The following is a 19,275-nucleotide window of genomic DNA, read 5'->3' as shown; positions in this document are numbered from 1 at the left end:
AGCGGCCGAAAAATTAACCTGCAGATTGATTTCTAAATGTTCCAATGCTTAGTGAAATTCCTTGTGAGAACATCCAAACAGGAGATAGATTTCCGTCATTTCCGGAATACAATTTCCCGGTAGGAGAGGTGAACCGGAAGAAAAGACCTGTCCATACCGGCCCAGGAAAGGACCTTTCCGTGATTTACGCCATGGCTCAGCTCCGCGACAGACTGAGCTCATGCTCCACATCAAGGCTGGCATGTTGGAGCTGTGACCATAAGGAGAGCAGGAGATACTATAACTTCACAGAAAGCTGCTGTCAGACATAATTGCAACATCCGGGCACGACCCCTGAAAGCCTGCTATCTCATCCACATTCATTGCAATCCCTGTAATGCCTTATTGACCGGGACCGGCAAACATGCCGAATGTGAAGTGTGCCTGAATGGGTTTATCTGTATCTGCAGGAAACGACAGCATATTCCCTCGGGATGGAAAGAGGCCTGCAGGCAGGAAGAACAGCCGATATATGCTGGATGGGGGCTTCAGGGGACTTGTCTGATATGCAGCACACTCCGCAAAGTTCAATATCGATAGGCCCGATATATCTTAGAGAGTTGATATCATGAAAAGATCCATAGGAGCTAAACCGTTTGCTTATCCTGCACCTGCGTGGGTTATTGGCACATATGATGCGTTCGGTACCCCTAACGCTGCAACCGTTGCGTGGGGAGGCATCTGCTGTTCAAATCCACCCTGCGTCAGCATCTCCCTGAGGGAGGCGACCTACAGTTACACCAATATCATGGAAAAGGAGGCCTTTACTGTGAACATCCCTTCCGAAGACCATGTGAAAGAAACGGACTACTGCGGGATGGCAAGCGGGAAGAACGAGAACAAGTTCGAGACCACTGGACTAACTCCTGTAAAAAGCGACCTTGTATATGCACCTTATATTGCAGAGTTCCCTGTCGTGATCGAATGCAAGCTGATCCATAGTTTCGAGATTGGGCTCCATACACAGTTCATCGGGGAGATAATGGATATCAAGGCTGATGAGTCAGTGATAGATGAGAATGGAGTACCTGATATTAACAAGGTGAGGCCCTTGGTGTTCGGCCCGGAGGCCAGGAATTATTATGGAATCGGAAAAAACCTTGGCAAAGCGTTCTCCATCGGAAGGGAATTGAAATAAGGCAGCTTCAGTCGATAAGGACCAGTGCCTTGTTTGGACAGGCTTTCACGCAGGCCATGCACATGGTGCACTTGCTGTAATCCACCCTTGCAAGGCCATCAACCCTGTACAGGGCCCTGCATGTACAGGCACTGTCACACTTCCGGCATCTTCTGCAGCCTATGACCGCTATATGGCCCTCCTTTCCTTGCATATGGGAGCATATCGGGAGGATATTACATTAAAGTATTGAGCCTGCACTGTTTAAATAGCCTTATATATGACCAGAGTATAGAGTCCGCCAATGAGCGAAGTGAACAATACAGGATCATTCCACACATATCTTTCAGAAGGCTGCAGGCTATGCCAGCAGGGTGCCAAGATGGTGCTCTTCGTCACTGGGGTGTGCCATAGGGATTGCTTCTACTGCCCGGTTTCCGCCGAGAGGCGAAAGGATGTGGTCTTTGCTAATGAAAGGGCTGTCAACTGCGACCAGGACGTGATAGAAGAGGCACGCATCATGGACGCCCTTGGCACAGGGATTACAGGTGGGGAGCCTTTACTCGTGCCTGAGAGAGTGCTTCGCTACATCAGGCTCCTGAGATCGGAGTTTGGACGGGGGCATCACATCCACCTGTACACATCCGTTGCACCTGATATGGACACTGTCAGCAGGCTCGCCGAAGCAGGACTGGATGAGATAAGGTTCCACCCTCCCGTTTCTATGTGGGGGGAGCTTGGAACAAGCCCTTATGCTGCTTCCATAGGATATGCCAGGCAGTGCAATATCGAAGCGGGAATAGAAGTTCCTGCCATTGAGGGCATAGAAGAGGTCGCAGCTTTTGCCAGGGAAATGGATTGTTTCCTGAATCTCAACGAGCTGGAGTTTTCAGATTCTAATGCAGGAGCTATGAATCTTAAAGGTTTTGTACTTGAAGGAGACATATCTAATGCTGTTGCCGGTTCAATGGGACTTGCAAGGGACATGTTCCGCAAAGGCGGTGCAGGGAAAGTGCACTTCTGTTCATCAACATACAAGGACGCCGTACAACTGAGGGAACGCCTTGTGCGTGTCGCCCGCAACACTGCAAGGGCGTTCGATGAAATAACAGAAGAAGGAACCGTTGTTTACGGGCAGATCCTTTGCAAGGATGCTGAGGCTGCCCAGGAAGTAACGGAATTGCTCACAGAAGAAGGAATACTTCCGGAGATGATGGAGGTAAGAGGTCTTTCTGTTGAAACAGCCTGGTGGGTACTTGAAGATGTCGCTGAGCTGGTGAGAGAGAACACTGAGGATGTGTCCATTGTGGAGAGATATCCTTTTGAGAATGGGTTTGTAGTGGAGAAGATACCCCTATAAAAGCCAAGTTATATATCTTAGAATGATATAAGTAGTACGATTTTCATCGCGCGAAACACTTGCGCGCGTTGACATGTACAATAGTTTTATAAGATAAAATAACATATTTAAAAAAAGAGGTGTTTGTACTGGAAACGATAGAAGAGCGAGTAAGGGATAGGTTAATAAAATATCTCAGTCGCGATGATACAGGTATACGTAAAGTAGTATTGAAGTTGTTCCTGAGTGGAGGAAAATTCACTACAGGTGACGTGTACGAACATCTTAACAATGCAGATTTTGACGTTAGCTACAGAGGGGTTTCTGCAATGGTAGGCCTTATGAACACGAGGCTTGGGATTCTCAGTATTGATGTGACCGGAGACCATAACATATATCTTCTGAAGGAAGATTACAGGGATATCGTTAAGTCGGTCCTGGAGAACTATTAATTATCAGGCTTTTGGGGAGCCTCTATCTTTGTTATAAAGCTTCAATAACCAGTAACGTTTATTGGCTTATTTATTTTAATTGAAAAAGCAAAACGGGATATATTGGAGCGAGATATTGATCATATTAGATGGTGTTCCGTATGCTAAAGCACATACCTCCGTGGATCTATAAAGGCTACGAAAGGCTTCTGACACAGGAAGTCAAAAGTGCCCGGATACCAAGGCATGTTGCCATTATAATGGATGGTAATCGCAGATATGCACGCAGACTGGGGCAGATGGCTGCTTTTGGGCATATGAAAGGCGCAAATGTTACGGAGAAGGTTATCGAGTGGTCCTGTGAGCTGGGCATAGAACACCTGACGATCTATGCATTCTCCACAGAGAACTTCAGCCGCTCTGATGAAGAGAAGGATAGGCTATTCGAACTGATAAGGCTGAAGTTCGATGAGATCGGCGAGGATGAGAGAACGCATGAGAGGCGGATGCGCGTACACGCCATAGGGGATACGGACAAGCTGCCTGAAATGCTCCGGGAATCCATAAAGAATGTGGAACTTGTGACGTCCGGATATGACAGGTTCAATCTCAATGTTGCAATAGCTTATGGAGGACGCCAGGAAATAGTACAGGCTGTCAAAGAAATAGCCGGCATGCTCCAGAAAGGGGAGATTGAGCTCAGCAACATCAACGAAGACACAATATCAAGCCACCTCTATCCTGCAGGAGGCTCTGCCCTCCCTGACGTAGACCTTATAATCCGTACAGGCGGCGACGAGCGTGTCTCCAACTTTCTGCCCTGGCAGGCAAACGGGAACGAATGCGCATCTTATTTTTGCGCCCCTTTCTGGCCTGAGTTCCGTAAGATCGATTTCCTGCGCTCCATACGCGTGTACCAGACCCGGGTAGAAGAGAGGGAACAGCATGCAACCATGCGTGCAGCCCATTTCTTTAAGGCATTAGGGAAGGCCGAACTCACAGAGATCAGGCACTCAACGAAGATCGAAGGCCTGCATCAGTGATCCCCGCGCTGAAAATGTAGAAGCTGACAGAGATTTTATCTGTAACATAAAAAAACTAGTGCGGGAGGTGTGATTCGAACACACGAACTCCTACGAGACTAGGCCCTCAACCTAGCGCCTTTGGCCTGGCTGGGCAACCCCCGCATCTGATTTGCAAGCATGAGCTTGGCGGATACGCAGAATGATACCTGTTCAAGTTAAAGAAGATTGGTGCGGGAGGTGTGATTCGAACACACGAACTCCTACGAGACTAGGCCCTCAACCTAGCGCCTTTGGCCTGGCTGGGCAACCCCCGCACGAGTGCATATTAAATAAATTTCAGGAGATAGCTCTCCTGACCGGATCACAGGGACTCTAGGATTTCCCCCATCCGGGCGGCTTTGTCCTTAATGTTCTTCCCTGCATTTATAATTAACTGTTGGATCGTATAGGAACCATCCGATTCCATAGTGAAAACGAAGGCATTCTCATCGTGAGAAACTTTGATTGCATCGATCTCACAGATTCCCTGACAGAGTTTGCAGAGTATACACTTCAGAATATCATCCTGTGATATCTCTGCACCCTCAGGCCCCATTTTAATGATCGCCTGGGGACACTCCTCCACACACTCGCCGCAGCCATCACAATTTGTGAAGGTCACGACTGGCATGTTCTTGTATCCGCACGCAACACCGGCCTGCCATCTGGCATGCTGGTTGCCATAACCCACATGGGCAATTGCCTCAAGCACGACCTTCTGGCCTTCCTTCAGTTCGATGATAGGAATATTAGGGTCTGCAGGCTTCACTTTTTCATCGGATGAGACAAAGTCACCTGAATAGACCATCCTCGGACCTTCAGCGCTCAGTGTCAGGGAGACCCTGCAGCCAGGGCACTCCGAGCCACCACATGTACACTCTTCAACAGGTACGAACTCTTCAATGTTTGCGGCTAGAGGAATAAGGGCAAGCCTTAATCCAAGCTGTTCATCAAAGAGGACAGAGGTATTGTTGTAAATGTTGACGTAAGTTATTGCAAGGGTCGGTACGTCAGCGAGCGCTGCCCTCCTTATACCGTTTGCAAAAGCTGCGCTCACATTGGACAATACGAACTTTGCAGACCTCTCTGACATTTCCAGTACATCAACTTCCATTGTCATGAGTTCATATCCATTAATTAACTGATCTAATATACAATTATACCCTTCTTCCACCCTTAGGACGTGTCCCATCATGTGGTACAGGAGTTACATCCTGTATTCTGCCGATCTTGATCCCTGCTCTTGCAAAGGACCTGATAGCAGCCTGTGCTCCGGGACCCGGGCTTCTCTGCTTGTTGCCTCCGGGAGCACGTACCTTGATGTGGATTCCCTCGATGCCCTTGTCCTTGAGTATGTCTGCGAGCTGGCTTGCCATCTGCATAGCAGTATATGGTGAGCTCTCATCACGTGCTGCCTTTACAACCATGCCGCCTGATGACTTTGCCAGTGTCTCGGCACCGGTAATGTCAGTCACCGTGATGATAGTGTTATTGAATGAGCATTTTATGTGAGCAATGCCCCAAATTCCGTTTGTCGCCATATCTTTTCCTCCTTTCATGCCCCTGCGACATTAGATGCTACCTGTGCCGGCCTTTCCGGATGGGTTTCACTGGTCAGCGGAGAAGTACCGTAATAGTCAATGAGCATCTCCTCATCCTTTGATATGAGCATGCTTGGAACGGTTACCCTCTTACCATTGATCGCAATGTGGCCGTGGGTGATGAACTGCCTTGCCTGCTTAGGACTGCGTGCAAGTCCGAGCCTGTGAACCTGGGTCTGCAACCTACGCTCAAGGATTGAGCTGGTCTGAAGACCAAGGATGTCATCGATATTGGAATCAGTGCCGAGCATGGAGAAGCGGATCAGCCTCGCAAGGATCTGGTCAGCTTCAGTCTTGTTGTGACCCTGAAGTTCACCCTCTGCAAGAAGCCTGCGGGCATCTGCCCTGTATCTCCTGAGGACACTGTGTGCCTTCCAGAGTTCTTTCTTGTTACGGAGACCGTATTTCTTGACAAGCTCAAGTTCGCTTGCCATCCTGGCTGCCTGCCACGGGTGCTTTGGAGTGTCGTAGCTCTTTCTCTTCTTACCTGGATATCCCATAAGATCACCTTATTTCTTCTTGCTCACACCAATGGTGGAACCACGCCTTCCGGTGGATTTTGTCCTCTGACCTCTTACCTTGAGACCTCTCTCGTGCCTGAGACCGCGGTAAGCCCTGACCTTCTTAAGGTTGTTTATGTCCTCTCTGAAGGTAAGGAGTATGTCCTGTCCAAGCAGGTGCTTGTCATCTCCGCTCAGAGGGTCCATCTGCCTGTTAAGCATCCAGGTGGGCATTCTTTTCTCAAGGTCTGCAATAGCTGCATCCAGCTTTGCAACATCTTCGTCTGGAAGGTAGCCTATTACACCTTTTGGGTCAATACCAGTACTGTCTACGATAATCCTTGATGTCCTCAATCCGATACCACGTATACCGGTCAGCGCATACATCACAGGCTGACTTCCCTGAAGGTCAGTATTCATGATACGGACTAAATGTCTTATTTCTTCGTCTGCCATTAAATTTCCTCCTTAAGGATGCAATGCATCCCGTAGCCCCGGAACACAGAAAGTCCGGCACACCCGGCTTTGCGGGTAATGTTATTCTAATAATAGAACACGACTCGGCAGTATATACTATCTTTTGTATTTAACCTTATTGTGTAAAACAGATAGTATTTAAGCAGAATACACTGGTCTGTAATCCGATGAATAACTTCCCGGAAAACATGACCATCATACAATATCTTATAGGATCACTCGTTCAGGGAACTTCCCGTCTGCTGCTTGTCAGCAACTGTCAGTGAGGAACTGTTCCTTACCTTGAAGAACACCATTCCCAGCATAGAGCATACTATCGCAAATATCAGAGTTTCCTGATATCCGAACTGCTCCAGCATAATACCGCCTGCCACTGAGCCAACAATGCTGGCGGCAGCTATCACTGAATTAAGAATACCCGTAGCTGTGGCTTTTTCAGCATTACGCTCCACAAGCAGTTGATTTCCTCCTACATAGAGGAACGACCACCCGAATGCCACACAGACCATGCCCGGTATCACGAAGATGAAGCTGGGAGCAAGCAGATAGCAGGTAAAGGCCAGAGCTGAAGTGATACATCCCCACTTTACAAGCCATTCATTATCAAGTCCGTCCATCCTGCGCATGATAACGAACTGGATAAGAGGATTGATTGCATAGATCACGCCAATCCAGAAGTTAGTTGCTCCCAGGCGGACCAGGTAAAGAGGAAGTATCGTCCAGACAGCAACTGCACCCATGTGCCTTACGAATATGGAGAGATATACTCCGATATTGCGGGAAAAGGTGTCAACTGAGAAATAGCTGATTTTCATGGAAGGCTTTTCTATATCCCTTAGTTTGAGGGCATTGAGAAAAGCTACAAAATAGAAGACAGATGAAAGTATGAACAGAAAGTGCACATCCTCTATCACAGCCGCAAGCAGATAGCCTATCATCCACCCCAGTGAGCCAAAAGAAGTGAACTTGCCGATACTGCCCTTCTGGTAGTAGATATAAACCGTGAGGGCAGCCGGGTATATGCTCATGCAGAAACCCACGAGAGCCCTGGAAAGCGCGAGTGAGAGGGCATCATATGCAAGGACCTGCAGAAAGAAAGCAATCCCGGACACTGCAAGGCCGATCAGCACTATAGGGCGCAGACGGTTGATGTCCGCGGCCTTACCAAATATGAAAGAAGACACAAAAGAAGTCAGGCCGAAAAGAGCGCTTATTAGGCCTATTTCAAAAAAGGAAGCTCCAAGAGAAGCTGCAAATATTGGAACGAACACGTTGGACATTGTGTGCGATGTGTTCGTAAGAAACTGGATCGTGTTTATTCGCATCTTATAACCAGACCATAACCATGTTTGTCTATTTCAATCTATTTATTTATAATTTAATGAGAGTTCAGCAGAGTTGAGGCGAGAGGGTTTAATAAAAATATGATAGATGTGAGAGGCCCAATAAAAATGACTATTCCACGATATTAGGCGGGAGGGGCACATATGAAGCGATTAGTATTAGTATTGCCAGCTTAAGCGATGCCGGCAGGAAATGCAAGTGTCCAATATCCAGTAACACTTATAGATGACATCGGAACAAGTTCGTCAAAGCTGGTAACCCAGAAGATTGGGGCTACGGAAAATTACGGCATTATAATGTCAGAAAGTTTCATGGGCGAGAATGTGCACTACGGAGTTGTATCCAGGCATGAGAATTTAACTTAGGGATACTGAAAATCTGCCTCACAGCGATTCAGCGGAAGACCCCCGAGTTCCCGACAGTTGCACTCCCAGTAGCAGCAATCCTCGGTCTTGCATTCCTCATGCAGCGCCGCAAGGAAGAGTAAGCGTAAACTTATTATTTTCTTCTTTGTCTTCTCATAGACATGATTCTCCGGATCTGTCAGAAATATCCACTATCCGGCTCTGACATAGAAGGGTTCAGTTTTGCCATTGCAGTACGCATTTTCCTGAAACCGCATCTCATGTAGAAGCCCTCGCGGCCAGGGACAGAATACAGGATAATGTTCTCAACCGGCAGTCTTCCGCACAATCTGCCAACTATCTCTTTCCCTACACCCTTTCCCTGATATTCCGGCAGTACTACCACATCATAGATGGCAGCCTGATACTCACCGTCGCAGAGCGCGCGACCCATACCGATGAGCATGTCCCGGTCATAGGCAACTGCAACTGCATAACTGGCCTCAAAAGCCCTTTTTAATTGTTCAGGATCACGTCTTTGCCTGCCCAGTGGAGCACGCGCAAATAATAGGGAAGCTTCGTTCCAGTCTACACCCACGGGACCTTCAACAAAACGAATCCCGGAGAAATCAAAAGAACATCCACCAGTAACAGCCATATTTTAAGTAGGATCTTAAAATGATTAAAAAGAATCGCTTCTGTATTCCCACAATAGGAGTTACGTAAAAAGAACTAAGACCAGTCCGGGGTTTGGGATGACGCCGAGGGGGAGATTCGAACTCCCGAGGGGCGGATGCCCCACAAGCTTTCCAGGCTTGCGCCCTACCACTAGACTACCTCGGCATTATGTTTCGTGGGATTTGCTCTTCCAGCCTTGCGGATAAGTGCCAGCAACCATTATTATTCTTTCGGTCAGAGCGGCAATACCATGCTCCGAACTAAGCATTTCCCTGGCATCCATGAGGGACCTTGACAGGGAGACAGCCTCGCCTTTTAAAGTGAAGATGCATACCTGATCATCTTTTTGAATATTCCGGTCAAGGCTAACTATTCCGGGCACAGCAAGTGCGGCACCCTGGCAGAGGGCATCTACGGCGCTGTCGCGGATGACAATTCGGGGCAGATGGGCCAGGCCTTCCTCAAGGGGCCTTACAACCCTGCGCAGGCAGGATTCATCGCCGTCCTCCTTCCAGAACACATAGGCATCCTTCAGATCCTGCAGACTTACAAGCGTATCCTCCCTGAAAGGACCGGTCTTGGTCCTGCGCAATTGCTGCATGTGGGCACCGGTGCCAAGGGCCATCCCAATATCGTGGCAAAGCTTGCGCATGTAAGTGCCCGCCTCACAGCCAACTCTCATGAGTACCGACTTGTCATTCACCTCAAGCACTTCGAGATAATAGATCATCCTGACCCTCAGTTCCCGCTTTACTGCGGATATGACAGGAGGCATCTGGAAAACAGGACCCGTGAATTCAGAACATACGCTGCGCACCTTCTTCTCAGGAGCAGGCTCGTGAAGGCGCATGTGACAGATATATTCCTTGCCGGAAAGACGCAGAGCTGAAACACATTTGGTAGCCCTGCCAAGCATGATCGGCTGGACCCCAGTGACGCCCGGATCCAGAGATCCGGAGTGACCCGCACGCTTAAGCTCAAGCATGTTCTTGACCCATGCAGTGACTTCATGGCTTGTGGGCCCGCCCGGCTTATCAAGGTTCACAACACCCATTTCCACATATTCCCGCATTGGACGATCTGCCGGCGGGCATCCGTAGGAAGGATTGGTAGTTGCTTCAGCCTTTTGGATCATCTCACGCGGATATTCGGAGGGCAGGCTCCCGGCAGATTCCCTGATGTCTGAACTCATTTAATAGAACCTCATATCATAAGCTGCCAAAGGCTACTGCCCGGAAAAGCGTTCAACTGCACAGGAGATGATATCAGCCACCTGGAACTGATCCCATCTGGCAGAATCAATGACCAGGTCATAGGCTGAAAGGTCCCCTATATTAATACCATAGATTGTGCTGTACCGGATAGCTTCCGATGCTTCACGCTGTTTCGTTTCTTCAAGTTTCTGTTCAAAGGAACCGGATTCACGTGCAACTACACGCCTGACCCTTAGCTCCACGGGAGCTTTGATCCATATTTTGAGAGCATGTGGTGCCATATGACCCGCCAGCCTCCCTTCAAGTATTATGTTGTCCCTTGTACCGGCAATCTCTTTCTGACGCGCGTCAATCTCAAGATCGATGGAATCATCCGATTCTGCCAGTTCACCGAACTCTGCCAAGGTCATACCATACTCTTTCGCAAGGGAACGGAACACCTCGCCTGCAGAAACCATCTCCAGTCCATGTTTCTGGGAAAGGATGCGGGAAACAGTGGTTGTACCACTGCCCGGTAAGCCACTTATTGTCAACAGCAATTAGATTCCACCGACATCAAGTGCCTTTCTCATCAACTGGCTTACTGCCAGGGATGCTATGAAATACCAGAATATCCAGTACTGGAAAGGACCGAGTATTGTGTCTGTAAGCAGATGCTCTCCCCAGAAAGGAAAGACCATGAATGCAGCTTCGTGGCTCTTGATATAGAAGTATGCCCACATGAAAAGTGGCAGTGATATTATACTGATATATGCCATCGGCTTGAACTGCTGCTTGGACATCTCAAGCTGTTCCGTCATCATTTCAGCACGCTGGCCTTCCATCTTCTTCATCAGGGAAGTGTTATTGGAAAGCTGGGCCTCCCTGAACTCTTTCTGGAAGACGCGCATCTTTTCCTGGACATTGCGCATGAGCTCCCAGTCCATGGTGTATTTCTGGATAAGCGTTGCATAGAGGGCAGTTATGGCTGCCATTATGAATAATACAATGTGAAAGTTGTTAGCTCCCAGCAGGTTGACCAAAGGATCCATTATAAATCCTACAGCACTTCCCAGGGAGTCCCTGAACTCCTGTCCCAGGATAACTATGCCTATCATCAGGGAAATACCCAGAGCGAGCAAGGCCCGCTCCATCTGTTTCTTATACTCGGCAGCTGCCAAAGGTAATCATCACCTTGTTTAATAGATCAGTCAATCTTTTACTTGTAATTGTCCATTACCCCGGAGACCTGCCGGAATACTTCATCCACACCGGCACTGCCGTCGATATTGACAAGGATACCGGCCTTCACATAGTAATCTATCAGAGGCTTTGTCTTCTGGTTATAGACTGCAAGCCTCTGCCTGATAACCTCTTCCCGGTCATCGTCCCTCTGGTACAACTGGGAACCGCATACATCGCAGATCCCCTGCTTTTGGGGAGGATTGAACATCACATGATAGCTCTCACCGCACTTGGGGCATGTCCTGCGACCACTTAGCCTCTTGACAAGCTCATCATCCGAGACCTCAATATTGACCACCACATCCAGGGGTTTACCAATCTCCTTTAATATAGTATCAAGCGCATCTGCCTGAGGGATAGTTCTGGGATAACCGTCAAGAAGATAGCCGGCCTTACAGTCAGGCTCATTGAGCCTGTTCTTTATAAGGCCTATGAGTACGGCATCCGGGACAAGCTCGCCCCGGTCCATGTACTCCTTTGCCTTCATGCCAAGTTCGGTCCCATCGCGGACATTTGCCCTCAGGATATCCCCTGTGGATATGTGGGGAATACTGTATTTCTTGGTCAGTTCCTTGGCCTGGGTACCTTTCCCGGCACCAGGCGGACCGAATAATACTACGTTCATGTTCAACACCTTATCTTATTGTCCGAAGAAGGACCTTACCATCGGATGCATTTCCATCATCTGCTCGGATGCTATGTCCTCATAGAGACGGTAAACTATACTGACCGCAAGCAAGAGTCCTGTACCGCCCGCGCCTCCGAGAGTACCCAGAAGGCTTGCAACCAGGGTCAGGAGACCTATGAAAGCTCCACCGATGACCGTTACTTTCGGGATGTACCTTATCATCACTTTTTCAATACTTCCTATGTTCCTTCTGAAACCAGGGATCTGCATACCGGAATTGAATATCTTCTTTGCGGTTGGCTTTGCACCCATTCCTGTGGTTTCGATCCAGAACAATGCGAATATTATGCCGCCTCCCACCAGGAACAGTGCGTCGACCAGCACGTGCAGGCCGATCTGCCATGTTGCAGGGGCAGCCACACCATAACTGGTGAAAGACTCTCTGACAAGGGAAGGTATCCAGTCGTATGGACTATTGATAGGAGCCAGATAGTACATGAGACCATTAACGGGCGTAGAACCCTGGAACTCACCCAGTATGGTAATGCCCCTGCTGCTGAGCAGAAGACCTATGAGCTGGATGTTAGCCTGCAACGCCCTTACAAGGATCATTGGAAGGACTGATGCATAGATGAGCTTGACCGGGAACTTACCCCTTGCTCCTCTTACGGCGCTGTGTGCCAGGGGAATCTCTATACGGGTACTCTCCACATACACCACAAGCAGGAAAATGATTATCGTACTCAGAAGGGCAAGTATACCTCCGCGGATAAGCATGAACATTATGCCATCGCCAGTGAAGAGATAATCAGTACCTACATTCTGTATTATGTATATCCACTTAGGGAAGAAACCGGCTGGCAGGCCCGTGGAATCTCCGACCCAGCTGAACAGACCTGTGACTATCTGCTGAGACACGCCTGCCACGATGAACAGACCGACACCTGAACCGATACCCCACTTGGAAACTACTTCGTCCATGAAGAGGATCAGTATGCCGCCGATACATATCTGGATGAACAGGATGAATGTGATAACTCCGATACCTACTCCTAGAGCTGCCGCTATTGCTTCATCGGGCATGACGAAGCCGCCTATTATCTGTGGCAGAGCCTCAAGGACTATCATCACGAAAACCAAAGCCTTCTGCGCACCCTGGAAGAATGCCTGGTCATCAGGATTGGACATATCGAGTTTTATTACATCTGCACCAACAAGCAACTGGAGAACAATGGATGCAGTGACTATCGGTCCTATACCAAGGAGCATCAGGGAACCGGAAGCTCCTGCAAAGAATGCTCTGTAGGATTCGAACAGGTCTATCGAATCCGGTGACAATCCAAACAGCGGAACGTTAGCAAGCGTAAAGTAAAGCACGAGGATACCAAGTGTCCACATTAACTTGTTTTTGAAATGCACGTGCCCTTCGGGACTTGCAACCGCAGGTAGTTTATTAAAAATTGGTTTTAAACTTTCCTTAAGACTCATTAATTCCACCCTTGCTGGGAAATCCATACGATTCATTAAACGAGTATGGCTTAATAATCTTAAATATTAATAAATATACGCTTTCTTTGCGATATAGAACAATAAATAAACGGGTAATGCCCGAGGGCATTACTCTTCAGGTTCTGTGCAGGAACCGCCTGCACTCTCGATCTTGGCCTTTGCAGTGGCTGAGAATTCGCATGCAGTAATGGCCAGTTTCTTAGAGACACGGCCTGTACCAAGCACCTTCTCAATATCAAGGTCTTCAAGATCTATGTGGTAGACCCCGTCCCGGAGTTCGGCAAAGCCATCTTCCACAAGCTGGTCTGCCAGCTCGTCCAGTTCGCCTACATTGACGATGGAGGCATCATGGAGAGTCTTGAAGGGACGAACAAATCCCTTTGCCAGACCAAGGTTGTAGCCCCGCTGGATTGCACGGGTCTGATGATGGGCATTCCCACCACACTTACCTCTTCCACCACGGTTACCGGCACCACGCCTGTTCTTACCGGTTCCTCCACCGCATGTGCGTGATCCCCTGAACTTTTTAGTGTTACCTTTTACCATCCAGATCACCTCATCTTCTTCAACAGCTGGTTGATATCCTCACCATGGTTACCAAGGACACCGCCCTGCTGTACTGTCCTCTTGATGCCTGCATGGCCTTTCCTCGGGGGGTGAAGCCTGAAGACCGGCTTGAGGTTGGGGACATCCTTGAGGGTTGCGCTGCCTTCACATACTGCCTGTGCAAAGGCTTCAATGGAAGCGAACTTGGTATTTGCTGCCAGATACTCGTTGGTGAGCCTTTCGCCACCCTGGAGCATGCCACGGTTGTTAAGTATCTCTGCCAGTGTGTCCGCATCAATTACACCATAGGCCACGTAGTCCTTGACCTTCTGGATCATACCCACGTTCTGCGGGCTGTCGCTGAGGAGCACACAGTGGTTTACCCTGTGCAGGCGAAGCATCTTAAGGGTATCCTCAATGGATCCCCTTACGTTGACATTACCACGTACTCTTACTAAAGCGTACATCTCAGGCCTCCTTGTCCATGCAGAGCGGCTGCTTCACAACGCCTGTGTTCTGCAGCGCGTTGAATGTTGCCTTTGCGAAGTTCAGGGTAGACCTGGTAGTACCCTCTGTCCTTGTCCATACATCCTTGACACCTGCTTTCTCAAGCACTTTCCTTGCGGTGTCACCGGCAGCAAGTCCAAGACCACGGGGAGCTGGCTTGAGTGCAACAATGACACTGCCTGCCTTGCCCTTTACCTCTGAAGGTACGGTGTGTTCGCGGCCACAGGTGCATTCCCATGAACCGCATCCACGGCTTACTCTGACAATGTTGATCTTTGCATTGTCTATTGCCTTCCTGATAGCCGGACCGACCTGGACATCCTTACCCTGTCCGAGGCCTACAAAACCGTTGCCGTTCCCGACAATGACGGTTGCTCTGAACTTGACACGGCGGCCGGAGTCAGTCATCCTCTGGACCATGTTGATGTCGAGCACTTCATCCTCGAGCTCAGGCAACAGGATATCAACGATCTTGGGCTCCCTTATAGGGAGGCCGGAGTCGATAGCCTCGTCCATGGAAGTGATCTGCCCTTCTTGAACGAGTATTCCAAGCCTTGTCTGCGGAACCCATTCTTCTTCATATTCATATGCCATATAATCACCTAATTGAAGTCAGCAGAGATCTTTTCCTTAACTGCGTCGAACAGTTCCGGCAGATTTGATCCTTCCATATACTCTGCTACGTGTTCTCCTCTTATCCTCTCATCTGAAGGCAGGATGGACGGATCATGAGGGATCTCAAATCCGGCGTCCACGATGCCTTTCAGGGTTGCATATACCCTTGATCCGGGTGATGCGACCTGCAGTCCAAGGTCAAGGATACCATATTCGTATCCGTTGGCCTGTGCCCTGTAACCGAACAGAAGACCTGTAAGGTACGCAGCCGTTGTGTTGCCTGTGGATGCGTCGTATCCGTACTTCTTCAGTTCTGTCGATATTGCAGATGAAAGGGTTACATCCCCTTCAGGGGTAGGAGCAACAAGCTGGACCTGCATGTGCTTTGAGCTCTTGCGCACGACCACACGGTCCTCCTTTGAGAGGAGTAACCTGAGTCTCAGGTGGTAATCAGTGCGCCCTTCTCTTCGCCTCCTGAAAGCGAGTTTATATCTGGGTCCTGTTGCCATGATTAACTTCTCCTAATTGAAACATATACATAATTCGATTTCATCAATCATTCCTCGCGCTTTATAAGCTTCTCGGACTCCAGGTGTGCCATCAGGTGAGCAACACTGCGGTACTCTCCACCTTTTGCCTTGCGGTATACCTTGCAGTATGTGGATTTATCCAGTGAGCCGTCTGCACGCATCTCTTTGAGCTTCTGTCTCAGAGCGCGGATCTTCTTTATCCACTGCTCTTTGCTCGGGGTACGTGCACCTTTCTTACCTTTTCTCTTACCCTGGCCCTTGCGGTGCCCATACTTGCGCTTGGCATCCCTTGCCCTTGCGCGGCCGCGGCTGACACCCTTGATAGGTTCTGCCTTGATGTTACCATTCTCGATCTGCTCACGAATATCAGCTCTTGTAATGGCAACAGCTATATCACCTGCTGCTTCGGGGTTAAGCCATACCCTGTGAACTCCGCAGCCGAGGACCTCTGATGCGATCCTCTTCTGGTTTGTAAGATCGGTCATCTTATTCACCTCTGCTTGGGTTCAGGACCTTCAGACCAAGTTCCTGGGCTTTTGCCTCAATGATCGATTTCTTTCTTGCACCGACCTGTGCGGCGATCCTTATCGCCTGGGAGGATGCATCCAGACCTGCCAGATCGGCAGCTGTGCATACAAGGATCTCAGAGTATCCTGAGGGGTGGAGTCCCTTGACAGCGAGCGGGCTTCCATAGCCTGCTTCTACGAGGGCACCCTTTGCCTTGTAGTGTCTGCGCTTTTTACCACGGAGACCTCTCGGGCACCTCCAGTTGGAATCCAGACGCTTGAACTTATGAGAGTCTGCCCTCACGAAATGGGGCTTTTTACCCTTCTGGACTTTTCTTACCTTGAAAAGGCGTTTGCTTTTTACATCCATTCAAATCACCTACGCTGTCTTCTCCACTATGTATATTCCATCCTGGAATGTACGCGGGTCGAATCCCTTGATCTTGGTTGCCTGTTCGATGTTAGCTGCTGTCTGGCCAACATCCTCCTTGTTGATACCTGTAACAAGGACCTCGTCAGCGCTTGTCTTTATCTTGGTCTCACCAAGGATCTTTGCGGACCTGGGCTTCTTCTCACCGAGGAAGTTACCTATGGTGAGCTTCTTACCTTCTACCTTCACCTGCATAGGGAAGTGAGAGTAGACTATCTTCATGCGGTACTCAAAGCCTTCTGTCACACCGGTAATGAGATTCTCGATGTGTGATGCAAAGGTACCTACCATTGCTCTCTGGGTCTTCTTTGTTACCTCGGTATCAATGATCACCTTTGAATCAGCGATCTCTATCTTAATACCGGGGTACCAGAACTGCCTCTGGTTGGAGCCCTTCGGACCTGTTACTGACATGAGGTTCCCCTTGAGTGTGACTGTCACACCACTGGGAATGGGAACTGTTGTTCTGATCTCTTTTGCCATTCTTTCCCTCCGTCGTCTCAGTACACATAAGCCAGAAGCTGTCCGCCTACGTTGTTCTCACGGGCTTCGTACTGTGATATTACACCCATGGAGGTTGTCAATATCAGGGTACCGAAGTTCTTTGCAGGAAGATACTGCTTCTCCCATTTTTCAAAGTCTGCAGCGCCGACAGAGTAGCGTGGCTTGATTGCACCACACTTGTTGATCCTTCCAACAAGCTGCACCTTGTAGATTCCTGCCTTACCATCTTCAATAAACTCGAACTCGCCAACATATCCACGGGACTGCATGACCTTCAGGACGGTTCCAATGAGCTTTGAAGCCGGCTGAATTGTACAGGAGCTCTTACCTATAGCCTCTGCATTCTTTATTGTGGATAATGCATCTGCGAGTGGATCTAATAATACCATTTGTCACACCTCACGTATATTTCTCGAATCCCATATCGTGGGCTATCTCGCGGAAGCAGTGCCTGCAAAGGTAAATACCGTATTTTCTTACCAGACCCTGCTTTCTGCCGCATCTCTTACATTCGAACGCGCCTCGTCCGAAATTCTTAGTGGTCTGAACCATTAAATGACCTCCACGGAGTATCTCTCTTTAAAGAAGGCGACCGTGTCATCCTTGGTTATCCTGTGGGATGTAGGGACCTTACTTTTTGCGATCTTTCTTTTGGCGATCCTGTAACCCGGACGCTTGACGACCACATTGATGTCCATACCAAAGATACCAATGTTAGGATCATATCTCATACCCGGGAAATCGGTGTGTTCCTCTATACCGAAAGCAACGTTCCCATTCTTGTCGAACTGGGTCAGACGAAGTTTTCCCTCGACTATCTCAAGTGCCGTGGTGAGGAATTTCTCAGCATTCTCGCCCCTGAGGGTGACCTTGCATCCTATGGGTTCGTTCTTCTTGATACTGAAGGCTGGCAGGGTCCTCTTGGAGTATGTCCTGATGACCTTCTGTCCGGTGATCTCCGCAAGTATCCCTTCGGCGTCCACAAGGTGCTGACCGCTTTCTCCAACACCCATGTGAACAACGACCTTCTCAACAACAGGTGCTTTCATTACATTACTCAACTACTTCACCACCCAGCTTGATAGCAGGCTCCTTTTCTCCGATGACAACGACATAGTCCTCGATGGTCTCAAAGTCGTAATCTCCGGCGATGGATACCGTGTTGTGCCTGGAACTGCGGACCGTGTTGATCTCCTTGATAGTACCAATTGAACCGGTGTGCTTTCCACCAACGATCATCGCAAGGTTACCTGCCTCGTACCTGATGTGCTTGAGCACTTTCTTGTCAGGCAGTGAGATGATGATAGAATCCTTTGTGTTGTAGTCATTGGAACCGATGATATTGGAACCGTCATTGAGGTTGAGCTGTATCACTCCGCCCTTAAGTACAGTCTTTCCATTGATCCTGCAAAGCTTGTTGTCGGTAGCTTCATTGATCTTGTGAAGACCAAGCCTTCCCTTAGCGTCCAGCAGCACGCGGTATGTTACGTTCTCCACTGGGATGCTTATTACATCCAGTAAGCCTACCGGGAAACGCAGATCCTTGCGAACTATTCCGTCAACAAGTACCTTACCTTCTGAGAGCACACGCTTTGCCTCAGCACGATTATCAACGACGCCCAGCATGTCCCTCAGGACTACAGCGAGAGGGATACTTTGCTGCTTGTTGTGTGGACCTGGCCTTGTGGCAGTGATCCACTTATTGGATTTCTTAGATATCTGCCAGCTGTTTGGAACAGATATTCTCTTTTGATGTTTGCCCACAGAACCACCTACTTCCTAATTACTGCTTCCCTGCGTTCATCCTTCATTTCCAGGGTTGTGATCATCACATTGGATGGATAGACAGGTCTTGGAACCTCAGTGCCGTCCGCCTTGGACACACTGACCCCTTCGATCACGATAGTACCGTGCTTCAGGGAGACTGCTTCCACCTTGCCCGTAGTGCCGGCGTGGTCTCCACGCATGACCTTTACGGTGTCACCGACGATTACGTTTGCAGATCTGCAACCGTACTTCTCGCGCAGTTCCTTTGAAAGTGCAGCACCCATGTATTTCTGTCTGATATGCAGAGGAGCGTTGTATCTTGCCTTTCTCTGCTTCCTTGGTTGATTTGATACCATTTTCA

The 19,275-nt window shown here is 49.0% G+C and carries 29 protein-coding genes and 3 tRNA genes; 5 read left to right on the top strand and 27 right to left on the bottom strand.

Going from position 1 to position 19,275, the window contains the following annotated elements; genetic code table 11:
* Positions 1 to 607: 607 nt before the first annotated feature.
* Complete coding sequence (locus tag PV02_RS02650; RefSeq protein WP_256621822.1) at positions 608 to 1,177, top strand: flavin reductase family protein; 570 nt, start codon at positions 608 to 610, stop codon at positions 1,175 to 1,177.
* Positions 1,178 to 1,184: 7 nt separating this feature from the next.
* Here the strand turns inward: PV02_RS02650 and PV02_RS02645 are convergent, their stop codons facing one another.
* Positions 1,185 to 1,370 (bottom strand): 4Fe-4S binding protein, encoded by a 186-nt coding sequence (locus PV02_RS02645; RefSeq protein ID WP_256621821.1) that lies wholly within the window; start codon positions 1,368 to 1,370, stop codon positions 1,185 to 1,187.
* Between the two features lie 90 nt (positions 1,371 to 1,460).
* On the opposite strand from PV02_RS02645, the gene PV02_RS02640 reads away from it, so the two are divergent.
* The 3 genes from PV02_RS02640 (at position 1,461) to uppS (ending at position 3,969) form a co-directional block, all read left to right on the top strand.
* A complete protein-coding gene (locus tag PV02_RS02640) occupies positions 1,461 to 2,516 on the top strand; it encodes a radical SAM protein (protein ID WP_256621820.1) in 1,056 nt (351 codons plus the stop codon).
* 119 nt (positions 2,517 to 2,635) lie between these two features.
* Complete coding sequence (locus PV02_RS02635) at positions 2,636 to 2,947, top strand: DUF2551 domain-containing protein (RefSeq protein WP_256621819.1); 312 nt, start codon at positions 2,636 to 2,638, stop codon at positions 2,945 to 2,947.
* 140 nt (positions 2,948 to 3,087) lie between these two features.
* Positions 3,088 to 3,969 (top strand): polyprenyl diphosphate synthase, encoded by an 882-nt coding sequence (uppS, locus tag PV02_RS02630; protein ID WP_256621818.1) that lies wholly within the window; start codon positions 3,088 to 3,090, stop codon positions 3,967 to 3,969.
* Positions 3,970 to 4,028: 59 nt separating this feature from the next.
* On the opposite strand, the gene PV02_RS02625 is transcribed toward uppS, so the two are convergent.
* From PV02_RS02625 to PV02_RS02595, 7 genes are all read right to left on the bottom strand, one after another.
* A tRNA-Leu gene (locus PV02_RS02625) sits at positions 4,029 to 4,113 on the bottom strand.
* Between the two features lie 64 nt (positions 4,114 to 4,177).
* A tRNA-Leu gene (locus PV02_RS02620) sits at positions 4,178 to 4,265 on the bottom strand.
* Positions 4,266 to 4,312: 47 nt separating this feature from the next.
* On the bottom strand, positions 4,313 to 5,110 hold the full coding sequence (locus PV02_RS02615; protein ID WP_256621817.1) for a DNA-directed RNA polymerase subunit D: 798 nt from the start codon (positions 5,108 to 5,110) through the stop codon (positions 4,313 to 4,315).
* Between the two features lie 37 nt (positions 5,111 to 5,147).
* Positions 5,148 to 5,531 (bottom strand): 30S ribosomal protein S11, encoded by a 384-nt coding sequence (locus tag PV02_RS02610; protein ID WP_256621816.1) that lies wholly within the window; start codon positions 5,529 to 5,531, stop codon positions 5,148 to 5,150.
* A 14-nt stretch (positions 5,532 to 5,545) separates the two neighbouring features.
* Positions 5,546 to 6,091 (bottom strand): 30S ribosomal protein S4, encoded by a 546-nt coding sequence (locus tag PV02_RS02605; RefSeq protein ID WP_256621815.1) that lies wholly within the window; start codon positions 6,089 to 6,091, stop codon positions 5,546 to 5,548.
* A 9-nt stretch (positions 6,092 to 6,100) separates the two neighbouring features.
* On the bottom strand, positions 6,101 to 6,547 hold the full coding sequence (locus tag PV02_RS02600; RefSeq protein WP_256621814.1) for a 30S ribosomal protein S13: 447 nt from the start codon (positions 6,545 to 6,547) through the stop codon (positions 6,101 to 6,103).
* Between the two features lie 236 nt (positions 6,548 to 6,783).
* On the bottom strand, positions 6,784 to 7,893 hold the full coding sequence (locus tag PV02_RS02595) for an MFS transporter (protein WP_256621813.1): 1,110 nt from the start codon (positions 7,891 to 7,893) through the stop codon (positions 6,784 to 6,786).
* 386 nt (positions 7,894 to 8,279) lie between these two features.
* Here PV02_RS02595 and PV02_RS02590 point away from each other — a divergent pair, with 386 nt between their 5' ends.
* Positions 8,280 to 8,399, top strand: a complete 120-nt coding sequence (locus tag PV02_RS02590; RefSeq protein WP_342765622.1) for a PEF-CTERM sorting domain-containing protein — start codon at positions 8,280 to 8,282, stop codon at positions 8,397 to 8,399.
* Positions 8,400 to 8,455: 56 nt separating this feature from the next.
* On the opposite strand, the gene PV02_RS02585 is transcribed toward PV02_RS02590, so the two are convergent.
* The 19 genes from PV02_RS02585 to rplX all read right to left on the bottom strand — a co-directional run bounded on the left by PV02_RS02585 (position 8,456) and on the right by rplX (position 19,270).
* Positions 8,456 to 8,914 (bottom strand): GNAT family N-acetyltransferase, encoded by a 459-nt coding sequence (locus PV02_RS02585; protein ID WP_256621812.1) that lies wholly within the window; start codon positions 8,912 to 8,914, stop codon positions 8,456 to 8,458.
* A 101-nt stretch (positions 8,915 to 9,015) separates the two neighbouring features.
* Positions 9,016 to 9,099: transfer RNA gene (locus PV02_RS02580), tRNA-Ser, on the bottom strand.
* Position 9,100: 1 nt separating this feature from the next.
* Positions 9,101 to 10,126, bottom strand: coding sequence for an RNA-guided pseudouridylation complex pseudouridine synthase subunit Cbf5 (locus PV02_RS02575; protein ID WP_256621811.1), 1,026 nt, complete (start codon positions 10,124 to 10,126; stop codon positions 9,101 to 9,103).
* Positions 10,127 to 10,159: 33 nt separating this feature from the next.
* Complete coding sequence (gene cmk, locus PV02_RS02570) at positions 10,160 to 10,687, bottom strand: (d)CMP kinase (protein WP_256621810.1); 528 nt, start codon at positions 10,685 to 10,687, stop codon at positions 10,160 to 10,162.
* Positions 10,688 to 11,308 carry a DUF106 domain-containing protein gene (locus tag PV02_RS02565; RefSeq protein ID WP_256621809.1) on the bottom strand — a complete coding sequence of 207 codons (621 nt, stop codon included), beginning with the start codon at positions 11,306 to 11,308 and terminating at the stop codon, positions 10,688 to 10,690.
* A gap of 38 nt (positions 11,309 to 11,346) precedes the next feature.
* Complete coding sequence (locus PV02_RS02560; RefSeq protein WP_256621808.1) at positions 11,347 to 11,997, bottom strand: adenylate kinase; 651 nt, start codon at positions 11,995 to 11,997, stop codon at positions 11,347 to 11,349.
* Between the two features lie 15 nt (positions 11,998 to 12,012).
* Positions 12,013 to 13,488, bottom strand: a complete 1,476-nt coding sequence (gene secY / locus PV02_RS02555; protein ID WP_256621807.1) for a preprotein translocase subunit SecY — start codon at positions 13,486 to 13,488, stop codon at positions 12,013 to 12,015.
* Between the two features lie 129 nt (positions 13,489 to 13,617).
* Complete coding sequence (locus tag PV02_RS02550) at positions 13,618 to 14,055, bottom strand: uL15m family ribosomal protein (RefSeq protein WP_256621806.1); 438 nt, start codon at positions 14,053 to 14,055, stop codon at positions 13,618 to 13,620.
* A gap of 5 nt (positions 14,056 to 14,060) precedes the next feature.
* Complete coding sequence (locus PV02_RS02545; RefSeq protein ID WP_256621805.1) at positions 14,061 to 14,522, bottom strand: 50S ribosomal protein L30; 462 nt, start codon at positions 14,520 to 14,522, stop codon at positions 14,061 to 14,063.
* 1 nt (position 14,523) lies between these two features.
* Entirely contained in the window at positions 14,524 to 15,156 is a 633-nt protein-coding gene (locus PV02_RS02540; RefSeq protein WP_256621804.1) for a 30S ribosomal protein S5, read from the bottom strand.
* Positions 15,157 to 15,164: 8 nt separating this feature from the next.
* The gene (locus PV02_RS02535) at positions 15,165 to 15,686 is read right to left on the bottom strand and encodes a 50S ribosomal protein L18 (protein WP_256621803.1); all 522 of its coding nucleotides are present in this window, start codon (positions 15,684 to 15,686) and stop codon (positions 15,165 to 15,167) included.
* A gap of 47 nt (positions 15,687 to 15,733) precedes the next feature.
* On the bottom strand, positions 15,734 to 16,192 hold the full coding sequence (locus PV02_RS02530) for a 50S ribosomal protein L19e (RefSeq protein ID WP_256621802.1): 459 nt from the start codon (positions 16,190 to 16,192) through the stop codon (positions 15,734 to 15,736).
* A 1-nt stretch (position 16,193) separates the two neighbouring features.
* Positions 16,194 to 16,583, bottom strand: coding sequence for a 50S ribosomal protein L32e (locus PV02_RS02525; protein ID WP_256621801.1), 390 nt, complete (start codon positions 16,581 to 16,583; stop codon positions 16,194 to 16,196).
* Positions 16,584 to 16,592: 9 nt separating this feature from the next.
* Positions 16,593 to 17,126: a 50S ribosomal protein L6 gene (locus PV02_RS02520; RefSeq protein WP_256621800.1), complete on the bottom strand. Its 534-nt coding sequence runs from the start codon at positions 17,124 to 17,126 to the stop codon at positions 16,593 to 16,595.
* A 17-nt stretch (positions 17,127 to 17,143) separates the two neighbouring features.
* Positions 17,144 to 17,536, bottom strand: coding sequence for a 30S ribosomal protein S8 (locus tag PV02_RS02515; RefSeq protein ID WP_256621799.1), 393 nt, complete (start codon positions 17,534 to 17,536; stop codon positions 17,144 to 17,146).
* Between the two features lie 10 nt (positions 17,537 to 17,546).
* Positions 17,547 to 17,699: a 30S ribosomal protein S14 gene (locus PV02_RS02510; protein WP_256621798.1), complete on the bottom strand. Its 153-nt coding sequence runs from the start codon at positions 17,697 to 17,699 to the stop codon at positions 17,547 to 17,549.
* Positions 17,699 to 18,196, bottom strand: a complete 498-nt coding sequence (locus PV02_RS02505) for a 50S ribosomal protein L5 (protein ID WP_256622140.1) — start codon at positions 18,194 to 18,196, stop codon at positions 17,699 to 17,701. Before PV02_RS02505 ends, PV02_RS02510 begins: the two co-directional genes overlap by 1 nt.
* 4 nt (positions 18,197 to 18,200) lie before the next feature.
* Entirely contained in the window at positions 18,201 to 18,911 is a 711-nt protein-coding gene (locus PV02_RS02500; protein WP_256621797.1) for a 30S ribosomal protein S4e, read from the bottom strand.
* An 8-nt stretch (positions 18,912 to 18,919) separates the two neighbouring features.
* Positions 18,920 to 19,270, bottom strand: a complete 351-nt coding sequence (gene rplX, locus PV02_RS02495) for a 50S ribosomal protein L24 (protein ID WP_256621796.1) — start codon at positions 19,268 to 19,270, stop codon at positions 18,920 to 18,922.
* Between the last annotated feature and the right edge of the window lie 5 nt (positions 19,271 to 19,275).

The sequence above is a fragment of the Methanolobus chelungpuianus genome (genome assembly GCF_024500045.1).
GTDB lineage: Archaea > Halobacteriota > Methanosarcinia > Methanosarcinales > Methanosarcinaceae > Methanolobus > Methanolobus chelungpuianus.
This window is presented reverse-complemented; position numbering and strand designations above follow the sequence as displayed.

What these genes read in the sequence shown, in the direction of transcription:
- PV02_RS02650 (WP_256621822.1), top strand. Translation starts at nt 608, where the DNA reads ATGAAAAGATCCATAGGAGCTAAACCGTTTGCTTATCCTGCACCTGCG.
- PV02_RS02645 (WP_256621821.1), bottom strand. Translation starts at nt 1,370, where the DNA reads ATGCAAGGAAAGGAGGGCCATATAGCGGTCATAGGCTGCAGAAGATGC.
- PV02_RS02640 (WP_256621820.1), top strand. Translation starts at nt 1,461, where the DNA reads ATGAGCGAAGTGAACAATACAGGATCATTCCACACATATCTTTCAGAA.
- uppS (WP_256621818.1), top strand. Translation starts at nt 3,088, where the DNA reads ATGCTAAAGCACATACCTCCGTGGATCTATAAAGGCTACGAAAGGCTT.
- PV02_RS02615 (WP_256621817.1), bottom strand. Translation starts at nt 5,110, where the DNA reads ATGACAATGGAAGTTGATGTACTGGAAATGTCAGAGAGGTCTGCAAAG.
- PV02_RS02610 (WP_256621816.1), bottom strand. Translation starts at nt 5,531, where the DNA reads ATGGCGACAAACGGAATTTGGGGCATTGCTCACATAAAATGCTCATTC.
- PV02_RS02605 (WP_256621815.1), bottom strand. Translation starts at nt 6,091, where the DNA reads ATGGGATATCCAGGTAAGAAGAGAAAGAGCTACGACACTCCAAAGCAC.
- PV02_RS02600 (WP_256621814.1), bottom strand. Translation starts at nt 6,547, where the DNA reads ATGGCAGACGAAGAAATAAGACATTTAGTCCGTATCATGAATACTGAC.
- PV02_RS02595 (WP_256621813.1), bottom strand. Translation starts at nt 7,893, where the DNA reads ATGCGAATAAACACGATCCAGTTTCTTACGAACACATCGCACACAATG.
- PV02_RS02585 (WP_256621812.1), bottom strand. Translation starts at nt 8,914, where the DNA reads ATGGCTGTTACTGGTGGATGTTCTTTTGATTTCTCCGGGATTCGTTTT.
- PV02_RS02575 (WP_256621811.1), bottom strand. Translation starts at nt 10,126, where the DNA reads ATGAGTTCAGACATCAGGGAATCTGCCGGGAGCCTGCCCTCCGAATAT.
- PV02_RS02560 (WP_256621808.1), bottom strand. Translation starts at nt 11,997, where the DNA reads ATGAACGTAGTATTATTCGGTCCGCCTGGTGCCGGGAAAGGTACCCAG.
- secY (WP_256621807.1), bottom strand. Translation starts at nt 13,488, where the DNA reads ATGAGTCTTAAGGAAAGTTTAAAACCAATTTTTAATAAACTACCTGCG.
- PV02_RS02550 (WP_256621806.1), bottom strand. Translation starts at nt 14,055, where the DNA reads ATGGTAAAAGGTAACACTAAAAAGTTCAGGGGATCACGCACATGCGGT.
- PV02_RS02545 (WP_256621805.1), bottom strand. Translation starts at nt 14,522, where the DNA reads ATGTACGCTTTAGTAAGAGTACGTGGTAATGTCAACGTAAGGGGATCC.
- PV02_RS02540 (WP_256621804.1), bottom strand. Translation starts at nt 15,156, where the DNA reads ATGGCATATGAATATGAAGAAGAATGGGTTCCGCAGACAAGGCTTGGA.
- PV02_RS02535 (WP_256621803.1), bottom strand. Translation starts at nt 15,686, where the DNA reads ATGGCAACAGGACCCAGATATAAACTCGCTTTCAGGAGGCGAAGAGAA.
- PV02_RS02530 (WP_256621802.1), bottom strand. Translation starts at nt 16,192, where the DNA reads ATGACCGATCTTACAAACCAGAAGAGGATCGCATCAGAGGTCCTCGGC.
- PV02_RS02525 (WP_256621801.1), bottom strand. Translation starts at nt 16,583, where the DNA reads ATGGATGTAAAAAGCAAACGCCTTTTCAAGGTAAGAAAAGTCCAGAAG.
- PV02_RS02520 (WP_256621800.1), bottom strand. Translation starts at nt 17,126, where the DNA reads ATGGCAAAAGAGATCAGAACAACAGTTCCCATTCCCAGTGGTGTGACA.
- PV02_RS02515 (WP_256621799.1), bottom strand. Translation starts at nt 17,536, where the DNA reads ATGGTATTATTAGATCCACTCGCAGATGCATTATCCACAATAAAGAAT.
- PV02_RS02510 (WP_256621798.1), bottom strand. Translation starts at nt 17,699, where the DNA reads ATGGTTCAGACCACTAAGAATTTCGGACGAGGCGCGTTCGAATGTAAG.
- PV02_RS02505 (WP_256622140.1), bottom strand. Translation starts at nt 18,196, where the DNA reads ATGAAAGCACCTGTTGTTGAGAAGGTCGTTGTTCACATGGGTGTTGGA.
- rplX (WP_256621796.1), bottom strand. Translation starts at nt 19,270, where the DNA reads ATGGTATCAAATCAACCAAGGAAGCAGAGAAAGGCAAGATACAACGCT.